The organism is Streptomyces sp. NPDC005483, from assembly GCF_040606035.1.
Taxonomy (GTDB): Bacteria; Actinomycetota; Actinomycetes; order Streptomycetales; family Streptomycetaceae; genus Streptomyces.
Window position 1 is genome coordinate 1 of record NZ_JBEXEA010000060.1, and the last position, 18,821, is coordinate 18,821.

Genomic DNA, 18,821 nt, shown 5'->3' on the forward strand with positions numbered 1-18,821 from the left:
GGGGAGTGCCGTACGGCACTCCCCCTTCCCGGCCGCTCCTAGATCGTTGTTACGGTGCACCGGTGTCTGACTCCTCACGCGATACCGCCGAAGGCGCCGGCTGGGGCTCCGCCCGACTCGGCGAGTACAAGCGTCTGATGCCGCCCAAGGTCGAGAAGATCTCGTGGCTGAACCCGAAGACGCTGTGGGCCGCCCGCAACGGCGTGGTCGCCTCCTGGTTCGGGGATCCCACGGGCCGTACCCGAAGCCGCTGGGTGGCCCAGCGCGCGGCGGCCGGCGCACCCGCCGACAAGGTGATCCGGCGCGAGGACCCGGAGACGTTCTCCTTCATGGTCATCGGTGACACGGGTGAGGGCGACGACCCCCAATACGCCGTCGTACCAGGCTTTCTGAAGTCCAGTCAGGACACGCGGTTCGCGGTCGTCGCCAGCGACGTCATCTACCCGGTGGGCAGCGCGGACGACTACGGCACGAAGTTCTTCCGGCCGTACCAGGACTATCCGGCGCCGATCTACGCGATACCCGGCAACCACGACTGGTACGAGGATCTCGGCGCCTTCATGCGGGTCTTCTGCGACGACGCCCCGCCCCTGGAACCCGAGGCCTCGCCGCGCCCCCTGACCCGCGCCTGGCTGCGCTCACTGCTGTGGCACCGGCCGCGGCCCGACGACGGCCAACGCCTCGACGAGGCACACCGGTTGCGTGCGGAGCCGACCCAACAGGCCGTCCAGCCGGGCCCGTACTGGGCCGTCGACGCCGGCCCGTTGCGGATCATCGGCATAGACACCGGGCTGCTCGGGACGCTCGACGCCGAACAGGGCGCCTGGCTGCGCGAGGTCTCCCAGGGCCCCCGCCCCAAGATCCTCATCACGGGTTCCCCCCTGTACGTGGACGGCGAGCACCACCCCTGCGCCATCGAGGGCGGCGGCACGGTCGACGACATCGTGCGCGCCCCGCTGCACCACTACGTCGCGGCGATCGGCGGTGACATCCACAACTACCAGCGCTACCCGGTCGACGTGGACGGCCGCACCATCCAGTACGTCGTCTCGGGCGGCGGCGGCGCGTTCATGCACGCCACGCACACCATCCCGCAGGTCTCGATCGCGAACGTCACCGAGAAGGACTTCCGCTGCTACCCCCTGCGCGGCGACTCCCTGGCCTTCTACAGCAGGCTCTACGGCCGCCGGCTGCGGCTGCGCCGCTTCTTCACCCTCTCCGAGGCCGAGGCCACCGCGGTGATCGCCGAACGTCTCGGCATCCCGCCCACGCGCCTGCCGGGCGCACCGGCCCGGGTCACCTTCCGCACCCGCCTGGTCGCCGGTCTCCTCGGCGCGGGCGGCCGCCCCGACCGCACCTCGCGGTTCCGACTCCCGGTACGCAAGATCTACACGCAGCTGTTCTCGCCGAGCTCAGCGACGTACAGCCCGCCGTTCTTCAAGTGCTTCCTGCGGCTGGACGTCACTCCGGAGGCGGTGCGTCTGCGCTGCTTCGCGGCCACCGGCAACCTGGCCCAGGAGATCGACCCGCCGGTCGAGGACGAGGTGACCATTCCCCTGACCCGAACGTGACCCGCGGGGCCCGGCGAGCGGGAACATCACGCGTGCCGGCCGGGTTGGCACCGCCGTACTACTTGATACATCAACCGTTCCGGAGGAGCCCGTGCCGCCGACCCCCCGCCCCCTGCGCAAGCTGGGCTTCCTGACCATCGGCCTGTTCGACGAGGCGGATCCGCGGCGTGGCCACGAGTCCACGCTGGAGATCATCGAGCTGGGCGAGCGGCTCGGCTTCGACAGCGCGTGGCTGCGCCACCGGCATCTCCAGTACGGCATCTCGTCCCCCGTCGCCGTCATGGCGGCGGCCTCGCAGCGCACCAGCCGGATCGAGCTCGGCACGGCCGTCATCCCCCTCGGCTGGGAGAACCCGCTGCGGCTGGCCGAGGACCTGGCGACCGTGGACATCCTGTCCGGCGGCCGGGTCAACCCCGGCGTGAGCGTGGGTCCGCCGATGCACTTCGACGAGGTCAAGGAGGCGCTGTACCCGGACACGGCCGACGCCGAGGACTTCTCCTACGAGCGGGTGCGACGGCTGCTGGACCTCGTGCGCGGCAAGCCGGCCAGCGACTTCAGCGGGGTGCAGGGCTTCGAGGTCTTCTCGGACCGGGTGCAGCCGCACTCCCCCGGCCTCGGCCGACGTCTCTGGTACGGCGGCGGCAGTCTGAGCTCGGCGCGCTGGGCGGGCGAGCACGGCATGAACTTCCTGACCAGCAGCGTCGTCAAGGCGGAGGATCCGGAGGGGCCCTACGACTTCGCGGAGATCCAGCTGTCGCACATCCGCGCGTTCCGCGCCGCCCACCCGGACGGCGAGGAGGCCCGCGTGTCCCAGGGGCTCGTCGTCATCCCGACCGACTCGGCCTCACCGGAGCAGCGGGCGAAGTACGAGGAGTACGCGGCGAAGCGCACACCTCGTACCGCGTCACCGCAGGGCCCGGCGCGGCTGATGTTCGCGCCGGACATCGTGGGCACGTCGGAGGAGATCGCCGAACGGCTGCACGCGCACGCCGCGTTCCGTGAGGTGGACGAGGTGGCGTTCGCGCTGCCGTTCACCTTCGAGCACGAGGACTATGTGCAGATCCTCACCGACATGGCGACCAAGCTGGGTCCTGCACTGGGGTGGCGGCAGGGCGCGTAGCCCTGCGGGGCGGCGGGCCCGGGTAGGCCGGAGAGCCGACGGGCCCTCGGCGGTATCGAGGTGGCCGCCGCCAACGCCTGGTTCGCGACCCGCCCCTCGCAGAGGTGTGCCGCACGGCCGGTGCCCCGAACACGCCGGATCGCCGGCACCCCTGGCCGTCCCGTACCCGCGCTCCCTGCGAGGGGGCGCGCCGCACGACCACCCCCCACCCCGGCGGACCCGATCACCGACACCCCGGACCGTCCACACCCGCTCCCCGTGCGACCGGGCGCGCGCCTTCTGCGACGGCGCGCGTCCCACGACCACCCCACCCCGGCAGACCCGATCACCGACACCCCGGGCCGCCCGTGCCCCCGCCCCCGCGACGGAGCGCGCCGCCCGACCGCCAACCCCACCGGACTCGATCACCAGGTCCCGAGCCGTCCACAACCGCCTCCTCCTCGGCGGCGGGCCGTGCCGCGCGGCCGCCGTCCCGAGGGGACCGGCGCGACTCGGGACACTCGCCGACGCCTGGGGCGGCCGTGCGGTCGAGGGCGCCCGGGGCCAGCTCACCGGCGCCCCGACGCTCCGAACCCGCCACCCTGCGACGCCTCTCCAACCCGGTCCCCCATCCCGCCGCGCGTCACCAGCGCCCCACCTCGGTCCCCGTGATCGCCTCCGACCGCTTCCCGTCCACCCCGACCGGCACGTCTCCCGCGAGCATCACCCGGTGCATGGTCCGGGGGAACCCGAGGTGGGCGTTGTCGCCGGGGGCCAGGTGGATGGTGGCGCGGTTGTCCCAGAAGGCGACGCTGCCCGGCTCCCAGCGGAAGCGGACCGTGTACTCGGGCCGGACCGCCTGTTCGAGGAGCATGTCGAGGATCGCCCGGCTCTCGGCGCGGGAGAGGTCGGCGATCTGCTCGACGTAGTAGCCGTTGACGTAGAGGATCCGCTCCCCCGTCTCGGGATGGACCCGCACCAGTGGGTGCAGGGAGGCGACCTGGTGGTCCAGGAGGTGCCGGACGTAGGCGTCGTCGCCCGGACGGGGCTGGTACCCGACGCCGAGCCGATGTTCCACGCGCAGTCCGTCGACGAAGTCCCGCACCGGGGCGGAGAGCCCGGCGTAGGCGGCTGCCAGGTTGGACCAGGTGGTGTCGCCGCCGTACGGCGGGACGGTCTCGGCGCGCAGGATCGTCGCGGCGGGTGGGTCGACGCGGGCGCCGTGGTCGCAGTGCCAGCCGCGCAGCAGGGTGTGGCGGCGGCGTTGCAGCCACTCCTCGTGCTCCATGCCGAACTTCCCGCCCAGCTCCAGCCGGTCGGCGGTCGTCTCGACCTCCGGGAAGTCCGCGGGCGAGGCGCTGCCGCGCTTGGGCAGGACGACCGGTTCACCGAACCTGCGGGCGAAGGCCACGTGCCCGGTGTGATCGAGCTTCTGCCCGCGGAAGAACACCACCTTCCAGCGCAGCACCGCGGCGCGGATCGCGCCGACCACCGAGTCGTCGAGATCACCCGACAGGTCGACTCCCGTGATCTCGGCCCCGATGTGCCCGGCCACCGGGTTCACCTCGATGCCCGCGCCCCGCTCCGCCGTGTCCTTGTCCGTCGTCATGCGTGCTCCGTCGATCGCCGGCATCTGGTCCAGGATCCGTGCCCCGCGAGACACGTCACCCATGGTTGCCTGCCCAGCGTGCCCGCACCCTCAACTCCCCGCACCTGCCTCAAACCGGTGACAGAAGCCCTCTGGGCCGAGACAGCCGGGCTTGGCCCCCTCCCGCAGCGGGCGGAGCGGGCGGCCCTCCGGTTGATCATTGCTCGCCCTGTCCGTGAGGCTGGGGGGACGACACAGTCAAGGGAAGGTTCGGACGTGATCAGCATCCCGACGCACACCCTCAACGACGGTACGAAGATCCCCGCGCTCGGTCTGGGCACCTGGCCGATGGACGACACCGAGGCGGAGCGGGCGGTCGCCGGCGCCTTGGAGAGCGGCTACCGGCTCATCGACACGGCCACGAACTACCGGAACGAGACCGGTGTCGGCCGTGGCGTGGCCGCCGCCGGCGTCCCGCGTGAGGAGATTCTCGTGACGACGAAGCTGCCCGGCCGGCATCACGGGTACGAGGAGACCCTGGCCTCCTTCGAGGAGTCGCGCGCCCGCCTCGGCCTGGAGTACGTGGACCTGTATCTGATCCACTGGCCGCTCCCCCGTGTCGACCAGTACGTCGACTCGTGGAAGGCCATGATCAAACTCCGCGAGGACGGCCTCGTGCGGTCCATCGGGGTCTCCAACTTCACGGCCGCGCACATCGAGCGGCTGGAGAAGGAGACCGGGGTCCTGCCGTCCGTCAACCAGATCGAGCTGCATCCGTTGCTCCCGCAGGACGAGCTGCGCGCCTTCCACGCCGGCAAGGACATCGTCACCGAGAGCTGGAGCCCGCTCGGCCGCGGCTCGGACCTGCTGGAGGACCCGGCGGTGGCGGGCGTCGCCGAGGCGCACGGGGTCACGCCCGGCCAGGTGATCCTGCGCTGGCACATCCAGCTCGGCGCCCTGCCGATCCCGAAGTCCGGCGACCCGGAGCGGCAGCGCGCGAACCTCGACGTGTTCGGCTTCGAGCTGAGCGAGGCCGAGGTGGCGGCGATCGGCGACCGTGAGCGCCGGCGCCTGGGCGGGGACCCGGAGGTGCACGAGGAGTTCTGAACAGCGGGAGGGGTACCCGGGGCGCCGGAAGGAGCCGCAGGTGAGTGAGCGACTGAGGGACTACCACGGCAAGCGGGACTTCGGACGGACGCGTGAGCCGGAGGGGCGGCAGGCTGCCACGGGTGCCGCACCCCGGTTCGTCGTGCAGATCCACGACGCGAGCACGATGCACTTCGACTTCCGGCTCCAGGTCGGCGACGTGCTGAAGTCCTGGTCGGTCCCGAAGGGCCCCTCCGGTGTGCCCAAGGACAAACGCCTCGCGGTGCCGACGGAGGACCATCCGCTGGAGTACGAGGACTTCGAGGGCGTGATCCCCGAGGACGAGTACGGCGGCGGCACGGTGATCGTCTGGGACCACGGCACCTACGAGCAGCTGAGCCACGACCGCCAAGGGCGTCCCGTCGACTTCGCCGAGTCGCTGGAGCGCGGGCACGCCACCTTCCGGCTCCATGGGACGAAGCTGCGCGGCCGGTACGCGCTCACCCGCTTCCGCGAGGACGACTGGCTGCTGGTGAAGACCGCCGAGGGACGGGCGCGCGGACGTGGCACACCGGATCCGCGCCTGGCGCGCTCGGTCCGGTCCGGCCGGACCCTGGCTCAGGTCGCCGCCGAGGAGACCTGAGCCGGAAGATCCATCGAATCCCGCCCCGACGAGCCTCCCGGGCCTCTATGTTCACAGCGACGTCCATTGCGACACGTCGTCGCTCAGGCACACGAGCCAGGAGAGCTTCCGTATGCGCATCGCGCTCCGTACCGCCCTGTCCGGCGCGGTCGTCGCCGCCACCGTCCTCGTCGGCGGCACCGCACAGGCGACCCCGCCCGGCCCCGGAGTGACCGCCACGCTGATCGCCCAGAAGACCGTGGGCGACACCGACTACGTCCTCAGGGAGATCACCGTCCCACCGGGCCAGGCGACCGGCTGGCACTACCACGACGGCCTGGTCTACGGGTACGTCAAGCAGGGCACCCTCAGCCACTACCACGCCGACTGCGCCGTCGACGGCGTCTACCCGCAGGGCACCGTGGTGCGCGAGCCGGGCGGCCCGGGCGACGTCCACCTCGGCCGCAACGAAGGAACCACCCCGCTCGTCCTGGAGGTGCTGTACGTGCTCCCGCACGGATCGCCCTTCTCGGAGGACGTACCGAACCCCGGCTGCCCCTTCCAGTGAGCGCGCCGATCAGAAATCGGGCGGTTCCAGGGACTGTTCGGCCCAGATCGTCTTGCCGCTGCCGGTCTGCCTGCTTCCCCAGCGCTGGGTGAGCTGGGCGACCAGCAGCAGCCCGCGGCCTCCTTCGTCGAAGGCGTGGGCGCGCCGCAGGTGCGGTGAGGTGGAACTGCCGTCGGAGACCTCGCAGATGAGGGTGCGGTCCCGGATCAGCCGTAGCTGGATGGGCGGTTCGCCGTAGCGGATGGCGTTGGTGACCAGTTCACTGACGACGAGTTCGGTGACGAAGGAGGCGTCCTCCAGTCCCCAGGCGGCCAGTTGCTCGGTGGCGGCCTGCCGGGTCGCGGCCACGTGCGCGGGGTCGGGTTCGACGTCCCAGGTGGCCACCCGGTCCGCGCCGAGAGCCCGGGTACGGGCCAGCAGCAGGGCCACGTCGTCGCCGGGTTCTTCGGGCAGTACGGCCTTCAGGACGGTGTCGCACAGTTCGTCGAGGGTGTCGGTCCTCGCGGTGAGCGCCCGGCACAGTTCGCCGGTGGCGTGGTCGACGTCGCGGTCCCGGTCCTCGATGAGACCGTCGGTGTAGAGGGCGACGACGGCTCCCTCGGGCAGTTCGATCTCCGTGGCCTCGAAGGGCAGACCGCCGACGCCGAGCGGGGGCCCCGCGCTCAGGGGAACGAGGCGCGCGGTGCCGTCGGGCAGGACGACGGCGGGCGGCGGGTGGCCGGCGGCGGCCGTGGTGAGGCGGCGCGAGACGGGATCGTAGACGGCGTAGAGGCAGGTGGCGCCGAGTTCGGCGACCTCGTCGTCGCGGTCGTCGGAGGCGAGGTGGGTGACCAGGTCGTCGAGGTGGGTGAGGAGCTCGTCGGGCGGCAGGTCGACGTCGGCGAGGGTGCGCACCGCCGTGCACAGGCGGCCCATGGTCGCCGAGGACGGGATGCCGTGGCCGACGACGTCGCCGACGACGAGGGCGACGCGGCTGCCAGAGAGCGGGATGACGTCGAACCAGTCGCCGCCGATGCCGGCCAGCGAGCCGGAGGGCAGATAGCGGTGGGCGACCTCGACCGCGGCCTGTCCGGGCAGGCCGCGCGGCAGGAGGCTGTTCTGCAGGGCCAGTGCGGTGGTGCGCTCGCGGGCGAAGCGGCGGGCGTTGTCGATGCAGACGGCGGCCCGGCTGGCGAGTTCCTCGCCGAGGACGGCGTCGTCGCCGCCGAAGTCGTCGGGGTGGGCGATGCGGACGGCGACCACGACGCCCAGGGTGGTGCCGCGGGCCTTGAGCGGCACGGCGAGCACGGAGTGGACGCCTTTGCGGTAGGAGCGGCCGGCCGGGGCACGGGTGTTGCGCTCGGTGACCCAGCGCATGAAGTCGGGTTCGCCGGCCTGGCTGAGGGCGGCCCGACCGCCCCTGAGGGCCCGCGCGGGCGGTGAGGAGGCCACGTAGACGTCCGTCTCGCCGAGGTGGACGGCGGCCTCGGGGGTGCCCTCGTGGGCGGAGCCGTGGGCGACGCGGCGCAGGACGATGTCGCCCTCCAGGGCGGTGGGCGGTTCGTCCGCGCCGAGGACCCATTCGAGGAGGTCGACGCTGGCGAAGTCGGCGTAGCGGGGCACGAGGAGTCCGACCAGTTCCTCGGCGGTGCGCACCACGTCGAGGGTGGTGCCGATGGTGGTCGCCGCCTCGTTGAGCAGGGCCAGCCGCTGGCGAGCCCAGTACTGGTCGCTGCTGTCGAACGCGGCCAGGGCGACTCCGGTGAGTTCTCCGGAGTCGTCTTCCCGCACCGGCCACATCTCGATGGTCCAGGCGTGCTCCCGGTTGAGGGACGGTGCGCCGGTGAAGCTCTCATAGCGGACCGGCATGCCTGTCTCGGCCACCTGGCGCAGATGGGCGTTGAAGCCGCGGCTGTGCTCGGCGTCCTCGATGGTGTCGGGGAAGTGGCGGCCGAGCAGGGCCTCCTCGGGAACCCCCATCACCCGGCAGGCCACGTCGTTGAGACGCAGATAGCGCTGCCGCGTGTCGAAGACCGACATGGACATGACCGCCTGCTGAAAGGCCCGCCCGGCCAGAGTCGACTCGCCGGAGCCGGGCGGCCGGGCGGTGATCACATATCCGGTCGGCGTGCCGTCGCCGCCCTGGACGGGGCACGCCTGCACGTAGAGCGCGCGAGGGGAACCGTCGCGGTGCCGCAGTACGACGGTCCCCTTCAGCGCCGCGACGGCCGGACCCGGCGGGTCCTCGGCGAGCAGTTCCCGGGCGGTACGCCCCACGACCTCCTCGGCCGTGCGTCCCGTCAGCCGCCGGGCACCCTCGCTCCACCCCGTCACAACGCCTGCGGCATCGGTGACCGCCGTAGCGGAGACGTGCTCCATATCGTCCAGGATGGTCCCATTGTCGGACCGCATCAACCGAAACGGGGCAACCGGGCCCCGTCCGTCACGTGCGGTGGGCGCGCAGGGCTTCGAGGGCGCGGTCGGCGTGGGTGTTCATGCGCAGTTCGCTGCGGACTACCTCCAGCACGGTGCGGTCCTCGGCGATGACGTAGGTGACCCGCTTGGTGGGTGCCAGCGAGAAGCCGCGCTTGACGCCGAACAGCTCTCGTATCCTGCCGTCGACGTCGGACAGGAGGGGCATGCCGAGGGTGTGGCGGCCGGCGAACTCCTGCTGGCGTTCGACGGTGTCGCCGCTGATGCCGACCGGCTGGGCGCCGACGGCGGCGAACTCGGCGGCCAGGTCGCGGAAGTGGCAGGCCTCCGCGGTGCAGCCGGTGCTCAGGGCGGCGGGGTAGAAGAAGAGGACGACCGGGCCGTCGGCGAGCAGCTCGGACAGTTTGCGGCCGGTGCCGGTCTCGTCCGGGAGCTCGAAGTCCTCGACGGTGTCGCCGGCCTCCATCGCCTTGCTCATGCCTGTCCCTCCCCGTTCTTCGCGATGCTGCGGGCCCACAGCACGAGTGGCAGTTGCAGCGGCAGGCGGCCGAGGGCCGCCGCCTTCTGGGGTGTGGGGCGGTGGCGCCAGTCGACGGCCATCTTGACGTTGGCGGGGAACACCCCGACGAAGAAGGCGGCGGCGGCGAGCGCCGCGGTCCGGCGGGTCTTCGGCAGCGCCAGACCGGCGGCGAGCGCGAGTTCCACGGCGCCGCTCGCGTAGGTCCAGGTCCGGGGCTTGCCGGGCAGGGCCTCCGGGATGGTCGCGTCGAACGAGCGCGGCGTGGCGAAGTGGGCGACACCCGCGGCGGCCAGCAGGCCGGCGAGCAGCAGGGGCGAGCGTGGGGACCGTGGCACGGTTCCTCCTTCGGGGGGCTGCCGCGCACATTACTGGACGGTACAAGCACCTCGTACGGCGGCCTCCGTCCCTAAGCGGAACGGTGGTTGTGGGTGCCCGGGGTGTAGCCGAAGGAGCGGCGGAAGACGTCGATGAAGGCGCTCGCGGAGGACCAGCCGCAGCGGTGCGCGACGGTCGTGACGGGGAGGTCGTCGGCCAGCATGCGCAGGGCGTGGTACAGGCGCGACTGGGTGCGCCACTGCGGGAAGGTCATGCCGAACTCGCTGCGGAAGAGACGGCTGAGCGTGCGTTCCGAGGCGCCGGTCGCGGCGCCGAGGGCGGCCAGGGTGCGCGGGTCGGCGGGGTCGGCGTGGACGAGTGCGCAGACGGCGGCCAGGCGGAAGTCGACCGGGGCGGGCAGCCGCAGGGGCTGCTGCGGAGAGGCGCGCAGCTGGTCGCGCAGCACGGCGAGGAGCCGGTGGCGTTCGGGGCTGTCGTCCGCGGGGTCACGGGTGTAGGCGAGGATCAGTTCGCGCAGCAGCGGGCCCACGGCGAGGACGGTCGGGGCTGCCAGGCCGAGCGGGTTGTCGTCGGCGGGCAGTCCGACCAGGTGCAGGTCGAGCCGGCCGTGGGCGCGGTGGGCGTGGACGGTGCCGGCGGGGATCCAGATGGCGCGGGTGCCGGGCGCGAACCAGGTGCCGGCGTCGGTGGTGACCGCGAGGACGCCGGAGCCGGCGTAGACGATCTGGTGGTCCTCGTGCCGGTGGGCGCCGATGCGTTCGCCTGCGGCGAGGCGCTGCGCGCGGGTGGGCGCCACGGGGTCATGGCGGATGTTCGACATGACTGGGCAGATTATCGAAAGCGGGCCAGGGGCCGCCTGCGCGAGGCTCGGTCGCGTGTCCAAGAACCGTTCCCTCACGCTGATGTCCCTCGGTCACGGCTGCGTGGACGTGTACCAGGGGGCTGTGGCGGCCCTGGTGCCGTTCTTCGTCACCGAGCGAGCCTGGTCCTACGCCGCCGCGTCGGGCGTCGTCCTGGCCGCGTCACTGCTGTCGTCGGTCGTGCAGCCGTTGTTCGGCGCCCTCACCGATCGCTGGGCGATGCCGTGGCTGCTGCCGCTGAGCGCGCTGACCGCGGGGGCCGGTGCCGGGCTGAGCGGGATTCTCGGCTCCTATCCGCTCACCCTGGCGGCGGTCGCCGTGACCGGCCTCGGGGTCGCGGCCTACCATCCGGAGGCCGCCCGGGCCGCCAGGGCCGTCGCACCTGGCGGCAACAGGGGGATGGGGTGGTTCGCGCTGGGCGGCAACGTCGGCTTCGCCCTGGCCCCGCTGCTGGTCGCCGCGGTGGTCGCCACCGGCGGCCTGGACGCTTCTCCGCTGCTGGTCGTTCCGGGCGTGGTGGGCGCGGCCCTGTGCGCGGCGGCGGGGCGCGCGTCCCGGGCGCGTCCGGTGGCGGGAGCGGCGGCCGCGCGTACCGGAAGCGACGACTGGCCGTCGTTCCTGCGGCTCTCGGGCGCGGTGGTCTGCCGGTCGGTCGTGTTCGTCGGGTTGAGCGCGTTCGTGTCGCTGTACGTCCGTGAGCGCGTCGGCGGCGGGGACGTGGCCGGTACGGCGGCGCTGTGCGTGCTGTACGCGGGCGGTGCCGTGGGGACCGTCCTCGGGGGCCGGCTCGCCGACCGGTACGGGCGCCTCAGGGTGGTGCGCAGGGCGTACGCCCTGACGGTGCTCGCCGTGGCGGGGACGGCGTTGGTCGGCCCGGCGGTGTATCTGTTCGTCGCCCTGACCTCGGCCGGCCTGTACGTGCCGTTCTCGCTGCACGTCACCCTCGGCCAGGACTACCTGCCCGGACGGATGGGCACGGCGAGCGGTGTCACGCTGGGCCTGACGGTGAGCGTCGGTGGGCTGGCCGCTCCGGCGCTGGGGGCGCTGGCCGACGGGACGTCGCTGCGAACCGCGCTGGTGCCGTTGATCGTCCTGCCCGCGCTGGGCGGTCTGCTGCTGCGCGGGCTGCGCGAACCCGCTGCCGCCGAGCGGCTCGCCCCGGCGCGGTGAGCCTCAGCTCGTGGCGGCCGGTGCCACCTCTTCGGTCTCGTCGTCGACGGCGTACGAGAGGAAGTCGTCGACCATCCGGTGGAACAGCCCGGCGAGTTGCCGCAGCTCCTCGGGCGACCACTCGGCGAGGGCCAGCTGCATACCGCGGGCGCCGACGTCACGGATGCGGTCGATGGCCTGCCGGCCGGTTTCGGTGAGTTGGATGCGCTGGGCGCGCCGGTCCACGGGGTCGGGGACGCGGGTGACGTACCCCGACTTCTGCAGTTGCTGGACGGTGCGGGTGACGTGGGAAGCCTCCACACCGAGCCGGTTGGCCAGCTCCCCCGGCCGCATCGGCTCGGTGTCGGCGACCTGCCGGAGCAGGGCCACGGCGGCCCGGTCCAGCGGCACGTCGGCCAGGGACATCAGCCGGTCGTGCTGCCGGGCGCGCGTGCTCAGGTAGGTGATGCGGGTGAGCGCCCGCTCGATCTCGATGACTTCCGGGGACGCGGGGACGTCGGGGAGCGGCTGTGAGGACATACCCGCCAGTTTACCATCTTGTTGCGTAACTCAAGTAATCTACGGCGGTCCCCGGGCCCTCAGACCTCGGCCGCCCCCACCTCGGCGCGCACGGTCTCGTGCCAGGCCGCTCCGGTCGCGATGGTCTGCCGCCACCGCCGGATCGCCCTGGGCGGCATGCCGACCGCGAGGGCACCGCTGACCCGGTCCCCGGTGCGGTAAGCGGCGACGAACCGGCGCTGCGCCAAGTCTCCCTCCACCACGGCGACTTCCTCGTGCCCGCGCAGGAAGCCGTACGCCTGGACCTTCATGTCGTACTGGTCCGACCAGAAGTACGGCACGGGGGCGAACGGCTTGCGCGCCTTAGGAGCGGCCAGCAGGTTGCGGGCGGCCGCCATGCCCTGCTCGGCCGCGTGGGTGCGGTGTTCGATGCGCATCGGGGTGCCGAACAGCGGGTTGTACCAGCGGGCGACGTCACCGGCGGCGTACACGTTGCGCGCCGCCTCGCAGTACTCGTCACAGACCACCCCGTCACCCAGCGCGAGCCCGCTGCCCTCCAGCCACTCGGTGTTCGGCACCGAGCCGACGGCCACCAGCACCTCGTCCGCCTCGACGACCTCTCCGCCGGCGAGCCGGACACCCTCCTCGGTCACCTCGGTGACGGTGACCCCGCAGCGCAGGTCGATGCCCCGGTCCCCATGGGCCCGGGCCAGCAGCTGCCCGACCTCCGTGCCGACCGCGTGGGCCAGCGGCACGGCGGCGGGTTCGAGGAGGGTCACCTCGACACCGAGGCGCCAGGCGACCGCGGCGGCCTCGGCGCCGAGGAAACCGGCGCCCACCACGACCAGCCGCCGCCCCGGGGACAGCCCTTCCCGCAGGGTGAGCGCGTCGTCGAGGGTGCGCAGCACGTGCGCGCCCTCCCCGGGCAGGCGGCGCGGCCGCACGCCGGTGGCGATGACCAGTCCGTCGTACGGCACCTCGGAGCCGTCGGCCAACCGCACCGTGCGGGCGACGAGTTCGAGGCCCGTCGCCGCCACTCCGAGCCGCAGGTCCAGGTCGAGCGCGGCGAGGTCGGCCGAGGTGCGCAGGGCGAGCCGGTCGGCCTCCCACTCCGCGGCCAGGAGCTGCTTGGACAACGGCGGGCGGTCGTAGGGAGGTTCGGGCTCCTCCCCGACGAGGGTGATCGTGCCGTCGTACCCCTCGCGGCGCAGCGTCTCGACCGCCGCGAGTCCGGCGGCCGAGGCGCCGACGACGACGATCCGCCTCACGGCCGGACCAGCCGGATCGCCGCGGCCGGACAGACCGCGACGGCTTCCTCGACGTCGCCGAGTCGGTCGTCGCCGACCTCCTCGGTCAGGAGGATCGCGATGCCGTCGTCGTCCTGGTCGAACACCTCCATGGCGGCGACCACGCACTGCCCCGAGGCGACGCACTTGTCGGCTTCCAGTTCCACCTTCATGGGATTCCCCTTGCTCTGCTCGTGGTTGCGGCTGGTCGGCGGGGCCAAAGCCCTCACCAGGCCACCGGCAGCTCGTGGATGCCGTAGATGAACGCGTCGTGCTTGAACTTCACCTCCTCCAGGGCGCAGGCGAGCCGGAGGGTGGGGATGCGCCGGTAGAGGGTGCCGTAGACGACCTGGAGCTCCATGCGGGCCAGGGGCTGGCCGAGGCACTGGTGGACGCCGAAGCCGAACGCGACATGGCGGCGGGCGTCGCGGGTGATGTCGAGTCGGTCGGGGTCGTCGAAGACCTGGGGGTCGCGGTTGCCGATCTCGTTGACCATGATGACGCCCTCGCCGGCCCTGATGACCTGACCGACTATCTCCATGTCCTCGGTGACCGCCCGCCGGCGTCCCAAGTGCGTGATGTGGAGATAGCGCAGCAGTTCCTCGACCGCCGAGGCAACAACCTTGGGGTCGTCCGTGTCGCGCAACAGGGCGAGCTGGTCGGGGTGTTCGAGGAGTGCCGCGGTACCGAGCGCGATCATGTTGGCGGTGGTCTCGTGTCCGGCGATCAGCAGGAGCAGCGCCATCTCCGTGGCCTGCCCGTGCGTCAGCTCCCCGACGGCGACGCGTCCGGCGATGCCGGAGAGCAGGTCGTCCTTGGGCGCGGTGAGTCGCTCGGCGAGCTGGCCGGCCAGGTATCCGGCGATCTCCCGGGTGGCCGCGCCGCGCTCCTCGGGGGTCGCGGTCGTGCGGACCATCGTCTTGGTGTTCTCCTGGAACATGGCGTGGTCGTCGTAGGGCACGCCGAGCAGTTCACAGATGACCAGCGAGGGGATCGGCAGGGCGAACGCCTCGACGAGATCGACCGGCCGGGGGCCCGCCAGCATGTCGTCGATGAGACCGTCCACGATCCGCTGCACGGTGGGCCGCAGGGCCTCCACCTTCTTGATGGCGAACGGTGCCGTCACCATCCGGCGCAGCCGGGCGTGTTCGGGATCGTCCATCATGATGAAGCTGAGTTTTCCCTCACCCGCCTCGGCGCTGGCCTTGGTCGGGTAGCCGGGCCGGTCGGTGTCGGCGCTGACCCGGGCGTCGCCCAGGATCGCCCGCTGCTCGGCGTAGCGGGTCACGAGCCACGGCTCGCTGCCGTCCCACAGGCGCACCTTCGTCAACGGCCCCTGCTCCTGGAGCTCTTTGAGGCCGGGCGGCGGGTCGAAGGGACAGCGGGCGGCACGTGGCATGGGGAACTCGGGGGCAGTGCCCGCGGTGTCGTCCGCGGGACCGGCCAGGGTGTCGGCCATGGTTCTCCTCGGTGGTGGGGGTGCTCCGCGGGAGGGGGCTGCGGAGCGCCGGGGCGAAGTGGTCGAGGCCTCGATGAGCACATGCGAACAGACAGGCCTGACACCGGCCCGTCGGCGACCTGACAGGAAGCTGACGTGACCGGGATCACAACGCGATTCGGACAGCAACTACCGTCACACGCAAGGGAGTTACAGGGCGCGGATGCTGCGCCCGGGGCCTGTAGGGGCCCCCGGCTGCCGCTTGGCAGCCGAGCTTTCACGCTTCGACGTCCACGCGCCCCAGCCAGTACCCGAATCCGCGACGGGTGTGGATCAGCTCCGGCGCCTCCTGGTCGACCTTGCGGCGCAGCCGGGAGACGAGCTGCTCGATGGCGTTGTCACCTCGGTGGTCACCCCAGACGTAGCGGCCGATCTGTTCCTTGGACAGCACCCGGTGGGCGTTGACCAGGAGATGGCGCAGCAGCCGGTACTCGGCGGGTGTGAGGTCGAGGGCGCGTGCTCCGCGCCGGGCCTCGCAGCGGGTGTCGTCCAGGACGAGGTCGCGGTAACTCAGCGCGCGATCCCGGGCAGGTGCCGCACCCGAGCCGCGCAGCAGAACCTGCACCCTGGCCAGGACGTCGGCCACCCGGAACGGCTTGGTGACGTAGTCCCGCTCCCCCAGGCCGAGTTCGGGCACGATCCGGTCCAGGGACTCGTAGTCGATCAGCAGCAGCACCGGCGGGCGGTGGGCCAACGTCGGCCGGGTGCGGCCCAGTTCGACCACGTCCGGCCCGGTCGCGTCGACCACCACCAGGTCGAACCGCTCCCGGGTCAGCCGTGCCAGACCGTCGACGGCAGCCGCGACGGCGACGATCCGGTAGCCCGCCAACTCCAGGGTGGTGGCGAGCAGTTCGGCGACGTCCGGATCGCCCGCGACGACCAGGAGGCGCTGACCGGAACCGCGGGCGAGTGCCGGCCGGTCACTGAAGGTGCCGTGCATGGAGAGGACCCGTTCGTGGGGAGGGGGCACTCTCTCACCCTAGCGCCTCCTTGCCTAACTCAAGTAAGGTCCGTCAAGGCCCGGTCGGGGTGACCGGAGCCGTCCACATGGCGACCACCACGTCACCGAGGCCAGTGGCGGCGTCGTGCCAGTTGGCGCGGGGTGTCGGGGTGTTCTCCGCGAGAGCCCGTTCGCGGTCGGCGGCCATGTGCACGATCAGATGGCGGGCCATCTCGGCGCGCTCGGCGCGGACGTCGGCGGGCAGTTCGGGCAGGCAGCGGTTCAGGCCCTCGACGATCTGCTGGAGCGAGGTCGAGGTCATGGACTCCTCGACCATGATCTGCTGGAGCACCGGGTCGGTCATCACCTGTGCGCAGAACCGGGCGAACCAGGTGGGGCTGCCCAGCTCCGCGAGATGTTCGGGCACGGGCCGGACCAGGCAGTCCACCCAGTCACGTACGTCCGTGGAGCCGCGGACCCCGGCCAGCAGCCGGGCGCGGATCGCCTCGACGCGGACGTGGTGCTTGCGGGCGATGGCCCGGACCAGGTCGGCCTTGGTGCCGAAGTGGTAGCCGACGGCCGCGTTGTTGCCCTGCCCCGCGGCCTCACTGACCTGCCGGTTGGACACCGCGAGGACACCGCGCTCGGCGAAGAGGCGCTCGGCCGCGGTCAGGATCAGCTCCCGGGTCGCGCTGACCTGTTCCTCGCGTACCGTCCTGCCCGCCATGCCCACCACCGCGCCGGGACTTCGCTGAGCCCTCAAACGGCCAGCCCCTCGAGCCGCCTGAGGTCCGCCGGCGGTGCGGCGAGTTCCAGTGTGGGAAGCCTACGCAACCCGCGCACGGCTCCCGCGATCACCGTACGACCGGGGCAGCGGGCCCAGTAAGCTAAGTCAAGCATCTGACTTAAACTTGGCCGGGTTCCCGGTCCGCTCCCCGCCTTGGAGGCCCCTTAATGTCCGACGCTCCCGCCGGATCCGCCGACGTGGGTGCCGTGGCCCCACCGCGGCCGAATGCCGTGGTGGCGGTGCTGGCCTTCGCCGGAATCGTCGTCTCGCTGATGCAGACCCTCGTCATCCCGATCGTGCCGGAGCTGCCCAAGCTGCTCGACGCCCCCGCCTCGGACACCGCGTGGGCGGTCACCGCGACCCTGCTCGCGGCAGCGGTCGCCACCCCGGTCGTCGGGCGGCTCGGCGACATGTTCGGCAAGCGCCGGATGCTGCTGGTCAGCGGGGTGATGCTGGTGCTCGGATCGGTGGTCTGCGGACTCAGCGACGCCCTGGTCCCGATGATCGTCGGCCGTGCCCTGCAGGGCCTGTCCTCCGGTGTCATCCCGCTCGGCATCAGCATCATGCGCGACGAGCTGCCCGCCGAGCGGCTGGCCGGCGCGACAGCCCTGATGAGCGCCTCCCTCGGCGTCGGCGGCGCCCTGGGGCTGCCGACCGCCGCGCTGATCGCGGACAACTTCGACTGGCACGTCCTGTTCTGGGCCTCGGCGGCGATGGGCGCGATAGCCCTCGTCCTGGTCGTGGCCTTCGTGCCCGAGTCCCGGGTGCGCACCGGCGGCCGCTTCGACGCCGTCGGCGCGGTCGGGATGGCCGCCGGCCTGGTCTCCCTGCTGCTGGCCGTCTCCAAGGGCGCCGACTGGGGCTGGACCAGCGGCACCACACTGGGCCTGTTCGCCGCGGCCGTGATCATCCTGCTGGCCTGGGGCTTCTTCGAACTGCGCACCGCCCAGCCGCTGGTCGACCTGCGCACCACCGCCCGTCGCCAGGTCCTGTTCACCAACCTCGCCTCGATCGCGATCGGCTTCTCCATGTTCGCGATGTCACTGGTCCTGCCGCAGCTGCTCCAGCTGCCCACCCAGACGGGCTACGGCCTGGGCAGGTCCCTGCTGACCGCCGGTCTGGTCATGGCCCCGTCCGGTCTGGTGATGATGGCGCTGGCTCCGGTCTCGGCGGCCGTCTCCAAGGCCAAGGGCCCCAAGGTGACGCTGATGATCGGCGCGCTGATCGTGGCCGCCGGGTACGGGCTGAACATCGTGCTGATGTCCGAGGTCTGGCACCTGGTGCTGGCCTCCTGCGTGATCGGCGCCGGCATCGGGTTCACGTACGGCTCCATGCCGGCCCTCATCATGGGCGCCGTCCCTGCCTCGGAGACGGCGGCCGCGAACAGCCTCAACACCCTGATGCGGTCCATCGGTACGTCGACCGCGAGCGCCCTCGCCGGTGTCGTACTGGCCCAGATGACGATCGACCTGGGCGGCTACGCGCTGCCGTCCGAGAACGGCTTCAAGACCGTCATGGCCATCGGCGCGGGTGCCGCCCTCCTGGCCTTCGCCCTCGCCTCCTTCATCCCGCGCCCACGCACCGCGGTCCCGGCGGCGGCCCCCGCACCGGCCGCGGAGACGCCGACCGGGACCGCGTCCGGACGCTGACGCTTGCACCTGGCGGTCGCCGACCCGACGGTCACATGCGACCACCACGACGCGTCGAAGTTCGGTACCTGCCCGCGGGCGGGCGCGCGGGTGCCGCCCTCCTCGCGTTCGCCCCCGCCTCCTTCAACCCCTGCCCGCGCACCGCGATCCCGGCGGCAGCCCCCGCACCGGCCGCGGAGACATCGGCCGGAACCGCGCCCGGCCCCCTGACCGTGCACACCCACGTCCACCGTGCGATGACCAAGCTGTGGGTGCCCGGGACCGCGCCCAGCTCGTCGTGATGGCCTATCAGTCGGGTCTGGTGCAGCCACTGCCACCCGAGGGGCGCTGA

General features: G+C 72.3%; 18 protein-coding genes and 1 pseudogene. 8 read left to right on the forward strand and 11 right to left on the reverse strand.

The window, feature by feature from the left end; all coding sequences use genetic code 11:
- Positions 1-62 precede the first annotated feature (62 nt).
- Positions 63-1,571, forward strand: a complete 1,509-nt coding sequence (locus tag ABZT06_RS47285; protein ID WP_355755367.1) for a metallophosphoesterase — start codon at positions 63-65, stop codon at positions 1,569-1,571.
- A gap of 91 nt (positions 1,572-1,662) precedes the next feature.
- Positions 1,663-2,691: an LLM class flavin-dependent oxidoreductase gene (locus ABZT06_RS47290; RefSeq protein ID WP_355755369.1), complete on the forward strand. Its 1,029-nt coding sequence runs from the start codon at positions 1,663-1,665 to the stop codon at positions 2,689-2,691.
- A 622-nt stretch (positions 2,692-3,313) separates the two neighbouring features.
- Here ABZT06_RS47290 and ABZT06_RS47295 read toward each other — a convergent pair.
- Positions 3,314-4,279 (reverse strand): TauD/TfdA family dioxygenase, encoded by a 966-nt coding sequence (locus ABZT06_RS47295; RefSeq protein WP_355755371.1) that lies wholly within the window; start codon positions 4,277-4,279, stop codon positions 3,314-3,316.
- 255 nt (positions 4,280-4,534) lie between these two features.
- Here ABZT06_RS47295 and ABZT06_RS47300 point away from each other — a divergent pair, with 255 nt between their 5' ends.
- The 3 genes from ABZT06_RS47300 (at position 4,535) to ABZT06_RS47310 (ending at position 6,534) form a co-directional block, all read left to right on the forward strand.
- The gene (locus ABZT06_RS47300) at positions 4,535-5,365 is read left to right on the forward strand and encodes an aldo/keto reductase (protein ID WP_355755373.1); all 831 of its coding nucleotides are present in this window, start codon (positions 4,535-4,537) and stop codon (positions 5,363-5,365) included.
- 40 nt (positions 5,366-5,405) lie between these two features.
- Positions 5,406-5,987, forward strand: coding sequence for a DNA polymerase ligase N-terminal domain-containing protein (locus tag ABZT06_RS47305; protein WP_355755377.1), 582 nt, complete (start codon positions 5,406-5,408; stop codon positions 5,985-5,987).
- Positions 5,988-6,099: 112 nt separating this feature from the next.
- On the forward strand, positions 6,100-6,534 hold the full coding sequence (locus tag ABZT06_RS47310) for a cupin domain-containing protein (protein WP_355755379.1): 435 nt from the start codon (positions 6,100-6,102) through the stop codon (positions 6,532-6,534).
- Positions 6,535-6,543: 9 nt separating this feature from the next.
- Here ABZT06_RS47310 and ABZT06_RS47315 read toward each other — a convergent pair whose 3' ends face one another.
- The 4 genes from ABZT06_RS47315 to ABZT06_RS47330 all read right to left on the reverse strand — a co-directional run bounded on the left by ABZT06_RS47315 (position 6,544) and on the right by ABZT06_RS47330 (position 10,622).
- Entirely contained in the window at positions 6,544-8,892 is a 2,349-nt protein-coding gene (locus tag ABZT06_RS47315) for a SpoIIE family protein phosphatase (RefSeq protein ID WP_355755381.1), read from the reverse strand.
- A gap of 64 nt (positions 8,893-8,956) precedes the next feature.
- Entirely contained in the window at positions 8,957-9,424 is a 468-nt protein-coding gene (locus ABZT06_RS47320) for a peroxiredoxin (protein WP_355755383.1), read from the reverse strand.
- Positions 9,421-9,801 (reverse strand): MauE/DoxX family redox-associated membrane protein, encoded by a 381-nt coding sequence (locus ABZT06_RS47325; RefSeq protein WP_355755385.1) that lies wholly within the window; start codon positions 9,799-9,801, stop codon positions 9,421-9,423. The genes ABZT06_RS47320 and ABZT06_RS47325 overlap by 4 nt, the downstream gene beginning before the upstream one ends.
- 71 nt (positions 9,802-9,872) lie before the next feature.
- Positions 9,873-10,622, reverse strand: coding sequence for a helix-turn-helix transcriptional regulator (locus ABZT06_RS47330; protein ID WP_355755387.1), 750 nt, complete (start codon positions 10,620-10,622; stop codon positions 9,873-9,875).
- A gap of 82 nt (positions 10,623-10,704) precedes the next feature.
- Here ABZT06_RS47330 and ABZT06_RS47335 point away from each other — a divergent pair, with 82 nt between their 5' ends.
- On the forward strand, positions 10,705-11,832 hold the full coding sequence (locus ABZT06_RS47335; protein WP_355755435.1) for an MFS transporter: 1,128 nt from the start codon (positions 10,705-10,707) through the stop codon (positions 11,830-11,832).
- Positions 11,833-11,835: 3 nt separating this feature from the next.
- Here ABZT06_RS47335 and ABZT06_RS47340 read toward each other — a convergent pair whose 3' ends face one another.
- From ABZT06_RS47340 to ABZT06_RS47365, 6 genes are all read right to left on the reverse strand, one after another.
- Positions 11,836-12,351 carry a MarR family transcriptional regulator gene (locus ABZT06_RS47340; protein ID WP_355755389.1) on the reverse strand — a complete coding sequence of 172 codons (516 nt, stop codon included), beginning with the start codon at positions 12,349-12,351 and terminating at the stop codon, positions 11,836-11,838.
- A gap of 59 nt (positions 12,352-12,410) precedes the next feature.
- Complete coding sequence (locus ABZT06_RS47345) at positions 12,411-13,598, reverse strand: FAD-dependent oxidoreductase (protein ID WP_355755391.1); 1,188 nt, start codon at positions 13,596-13,598, stop codon at positions 12,411-12,413.
- Positions 13,595-13,789 carry a ferredoxin gene (locus tag ABZT06_RS47350; RefSeq protein ID WP_031038257.1) on the reverse strand — a complete coding sequence of 65 codons (195 nt, stop codon included), beginning with the start codon at positions 13,787-13,789 and terminating at the stop codon, positions 13,595-13,597. The genes ABZT06_RS47345 and ABZT06_RS47350 overlap by 4 nt, the downstream gene beginning before the upstream one ends.
- A 53-nt stretch (positions 13,790-13,842) precedes the next feature.
- On the reverse strand, positions 13,843-15,075 hold the full coding sequence (locus tag ABZT06_RS47355; RefSeq protein WP_355755392.1) for a cytochrome P450: 1,233 nt from the start codon (positions 15,073-15,075) through the stop codon (positions 13,843-13,845).
- Positions 15,076-15,331: 256 nt separating this feature from the next.
- Positions 15,332-16,054: a response regulator transcription factor gene (locus ABZT06_RS47360; RefSeq protein ID WP_355755437.1), complete on the reverse strand. Its 723-nt coding sequence runs from the start codon at positions 16,052-16,054 to the stop codon at positions 15,332-15,334.
- A gap of 73 nt (positions 16,055-16,127) precedes the next feature.
- A complete protein-coding gene (locus ABZT06_RS47365; RefSeq protein WP_355755394.1) occupies positions 16,128-16,781 on the reverse strand; it encodes a helix-turn-helix domain-containing protein in 654 nt (217 codons plus the stop codon).
- A 227-nt stretch (positions 16,782-17,008) separates the two neighbouring features.
- Between ABZT06_RS47365 and ABZT06_RS47370 the strand changes: the two genes are divergently transcribed.
- Together ABZT06_RS47370 and ABZT06_RS47375 are read left to right on the forward strand one after the other, a co-directional pair.
- Complete coding sequence (locus tag ABZT06_RS47370) at positions 17,009-18,490, forward strand: MFS transporter (RefSeq protein WP_355755396.1); 1,482 nt, start codon at positions 17,009-17,011, stop codon at positions 18,488-18,490.
- 203 nt (positions 18,491-18,693) lie between these two features.
- Positions 18,694-18,821 (forward strand): annotated as a pseudogene (locus tag ABZT06_RS47375) (LuxR C-terminal-related transcriptional regulator); the annotation flags it as partial.

Excerpts from the sequence above, each read along its gene's own strand:
- ABZT06_RS47365 (WP_355755394.1), bottom strand. The coding sequence starts at position 16,781 with ATGGCGGGCAGGACGGTACGCGAGGAACAGGTCAGCGCGACCCGGGAG.
- ABZT06_RS47360 (WP_355755437.1), bottom strand. The coding sequence starts at position 16,054 with ATGCACGGCACCTTCAGTGACCGGCCGGCACTCGCCCGCGGTTCCGGT.
- ABZT06_RS47295 (WP_355755371.1), bottom strand. The coding sequence starts at position 4,279 with ATGACGACGGACAAGGACACGGCGGAGCGGGGCGCGGGCATCGAGGTG.
- ABZT06_RS47340 (WP_355755389.1), bottom strand. The coding sequence starts at position 12,351 with ATGTCCTCACAGCCGCTCCCCGACGTCCCCGCGTCCCCGGAAGTCATC.
- ABZT06_RS47320 (WP_355755383.1), bottom strand. The coding sequence starts at position 9,424 with ATGAGCAAGGCGATGGAGGCCGGCGACACCGTCGAGGACTTCGAGCTC.
- ABZT06_RS47350 (WP_031038257.1), bottom strand. The coding sequence starts at position 13,789 with ATGAAGGTGGAACTGGAAGCCGACAAGTGCGTCGCCTCGGGGCAGTGC.
- ABZT06_RS47330 (WP_355755387.1), bottom strand. The coding sequence starts at position 10,622 with ATGTCGAACATCCGCCATGACCCCGTGGCGCCCACCCGCGCGCAGCGC.
- ABZT06_RS47315 (WP_355755381.1), bottom strand. The coding sequence starts at position 8,892 with ATGGAGCACGTCTCCGCTACGGCGGTCACCGATGCCGCAGGCGTTGTG.
- ABZT06_RS47370 (WP_355755396.1), top strand. The coding sequence starts at position 17,009 with ATGTCCGACGCTCCCGCCGGATCCGCCGACGTGGGTGCCGTGGCCCCA.
- ABZT06_RS47335 (WP_355755435.1), top strand. The coding sequence starts at position 10,705 with ATGTCCCTCGGTCACGGCTGCGTGGACGTGTACCAGGGGGCTGTGGCG.
- ABZT06_RS47355 (WP_355755392.1), bottom strand. The coding sequence starts at position 15,075 with ATGGCCGACACCCTGGCCGGTCCCGCGGACGACACCGCGGGCACTGCC.
- ABZT06_RS47310 (WP_355755379.1), top strand. The coding sequence starts at position 6,100 with ATGCGCATCGCGCTCCGTACCGCCCTGTCCGGCGCGGTCGTCGCCGCC.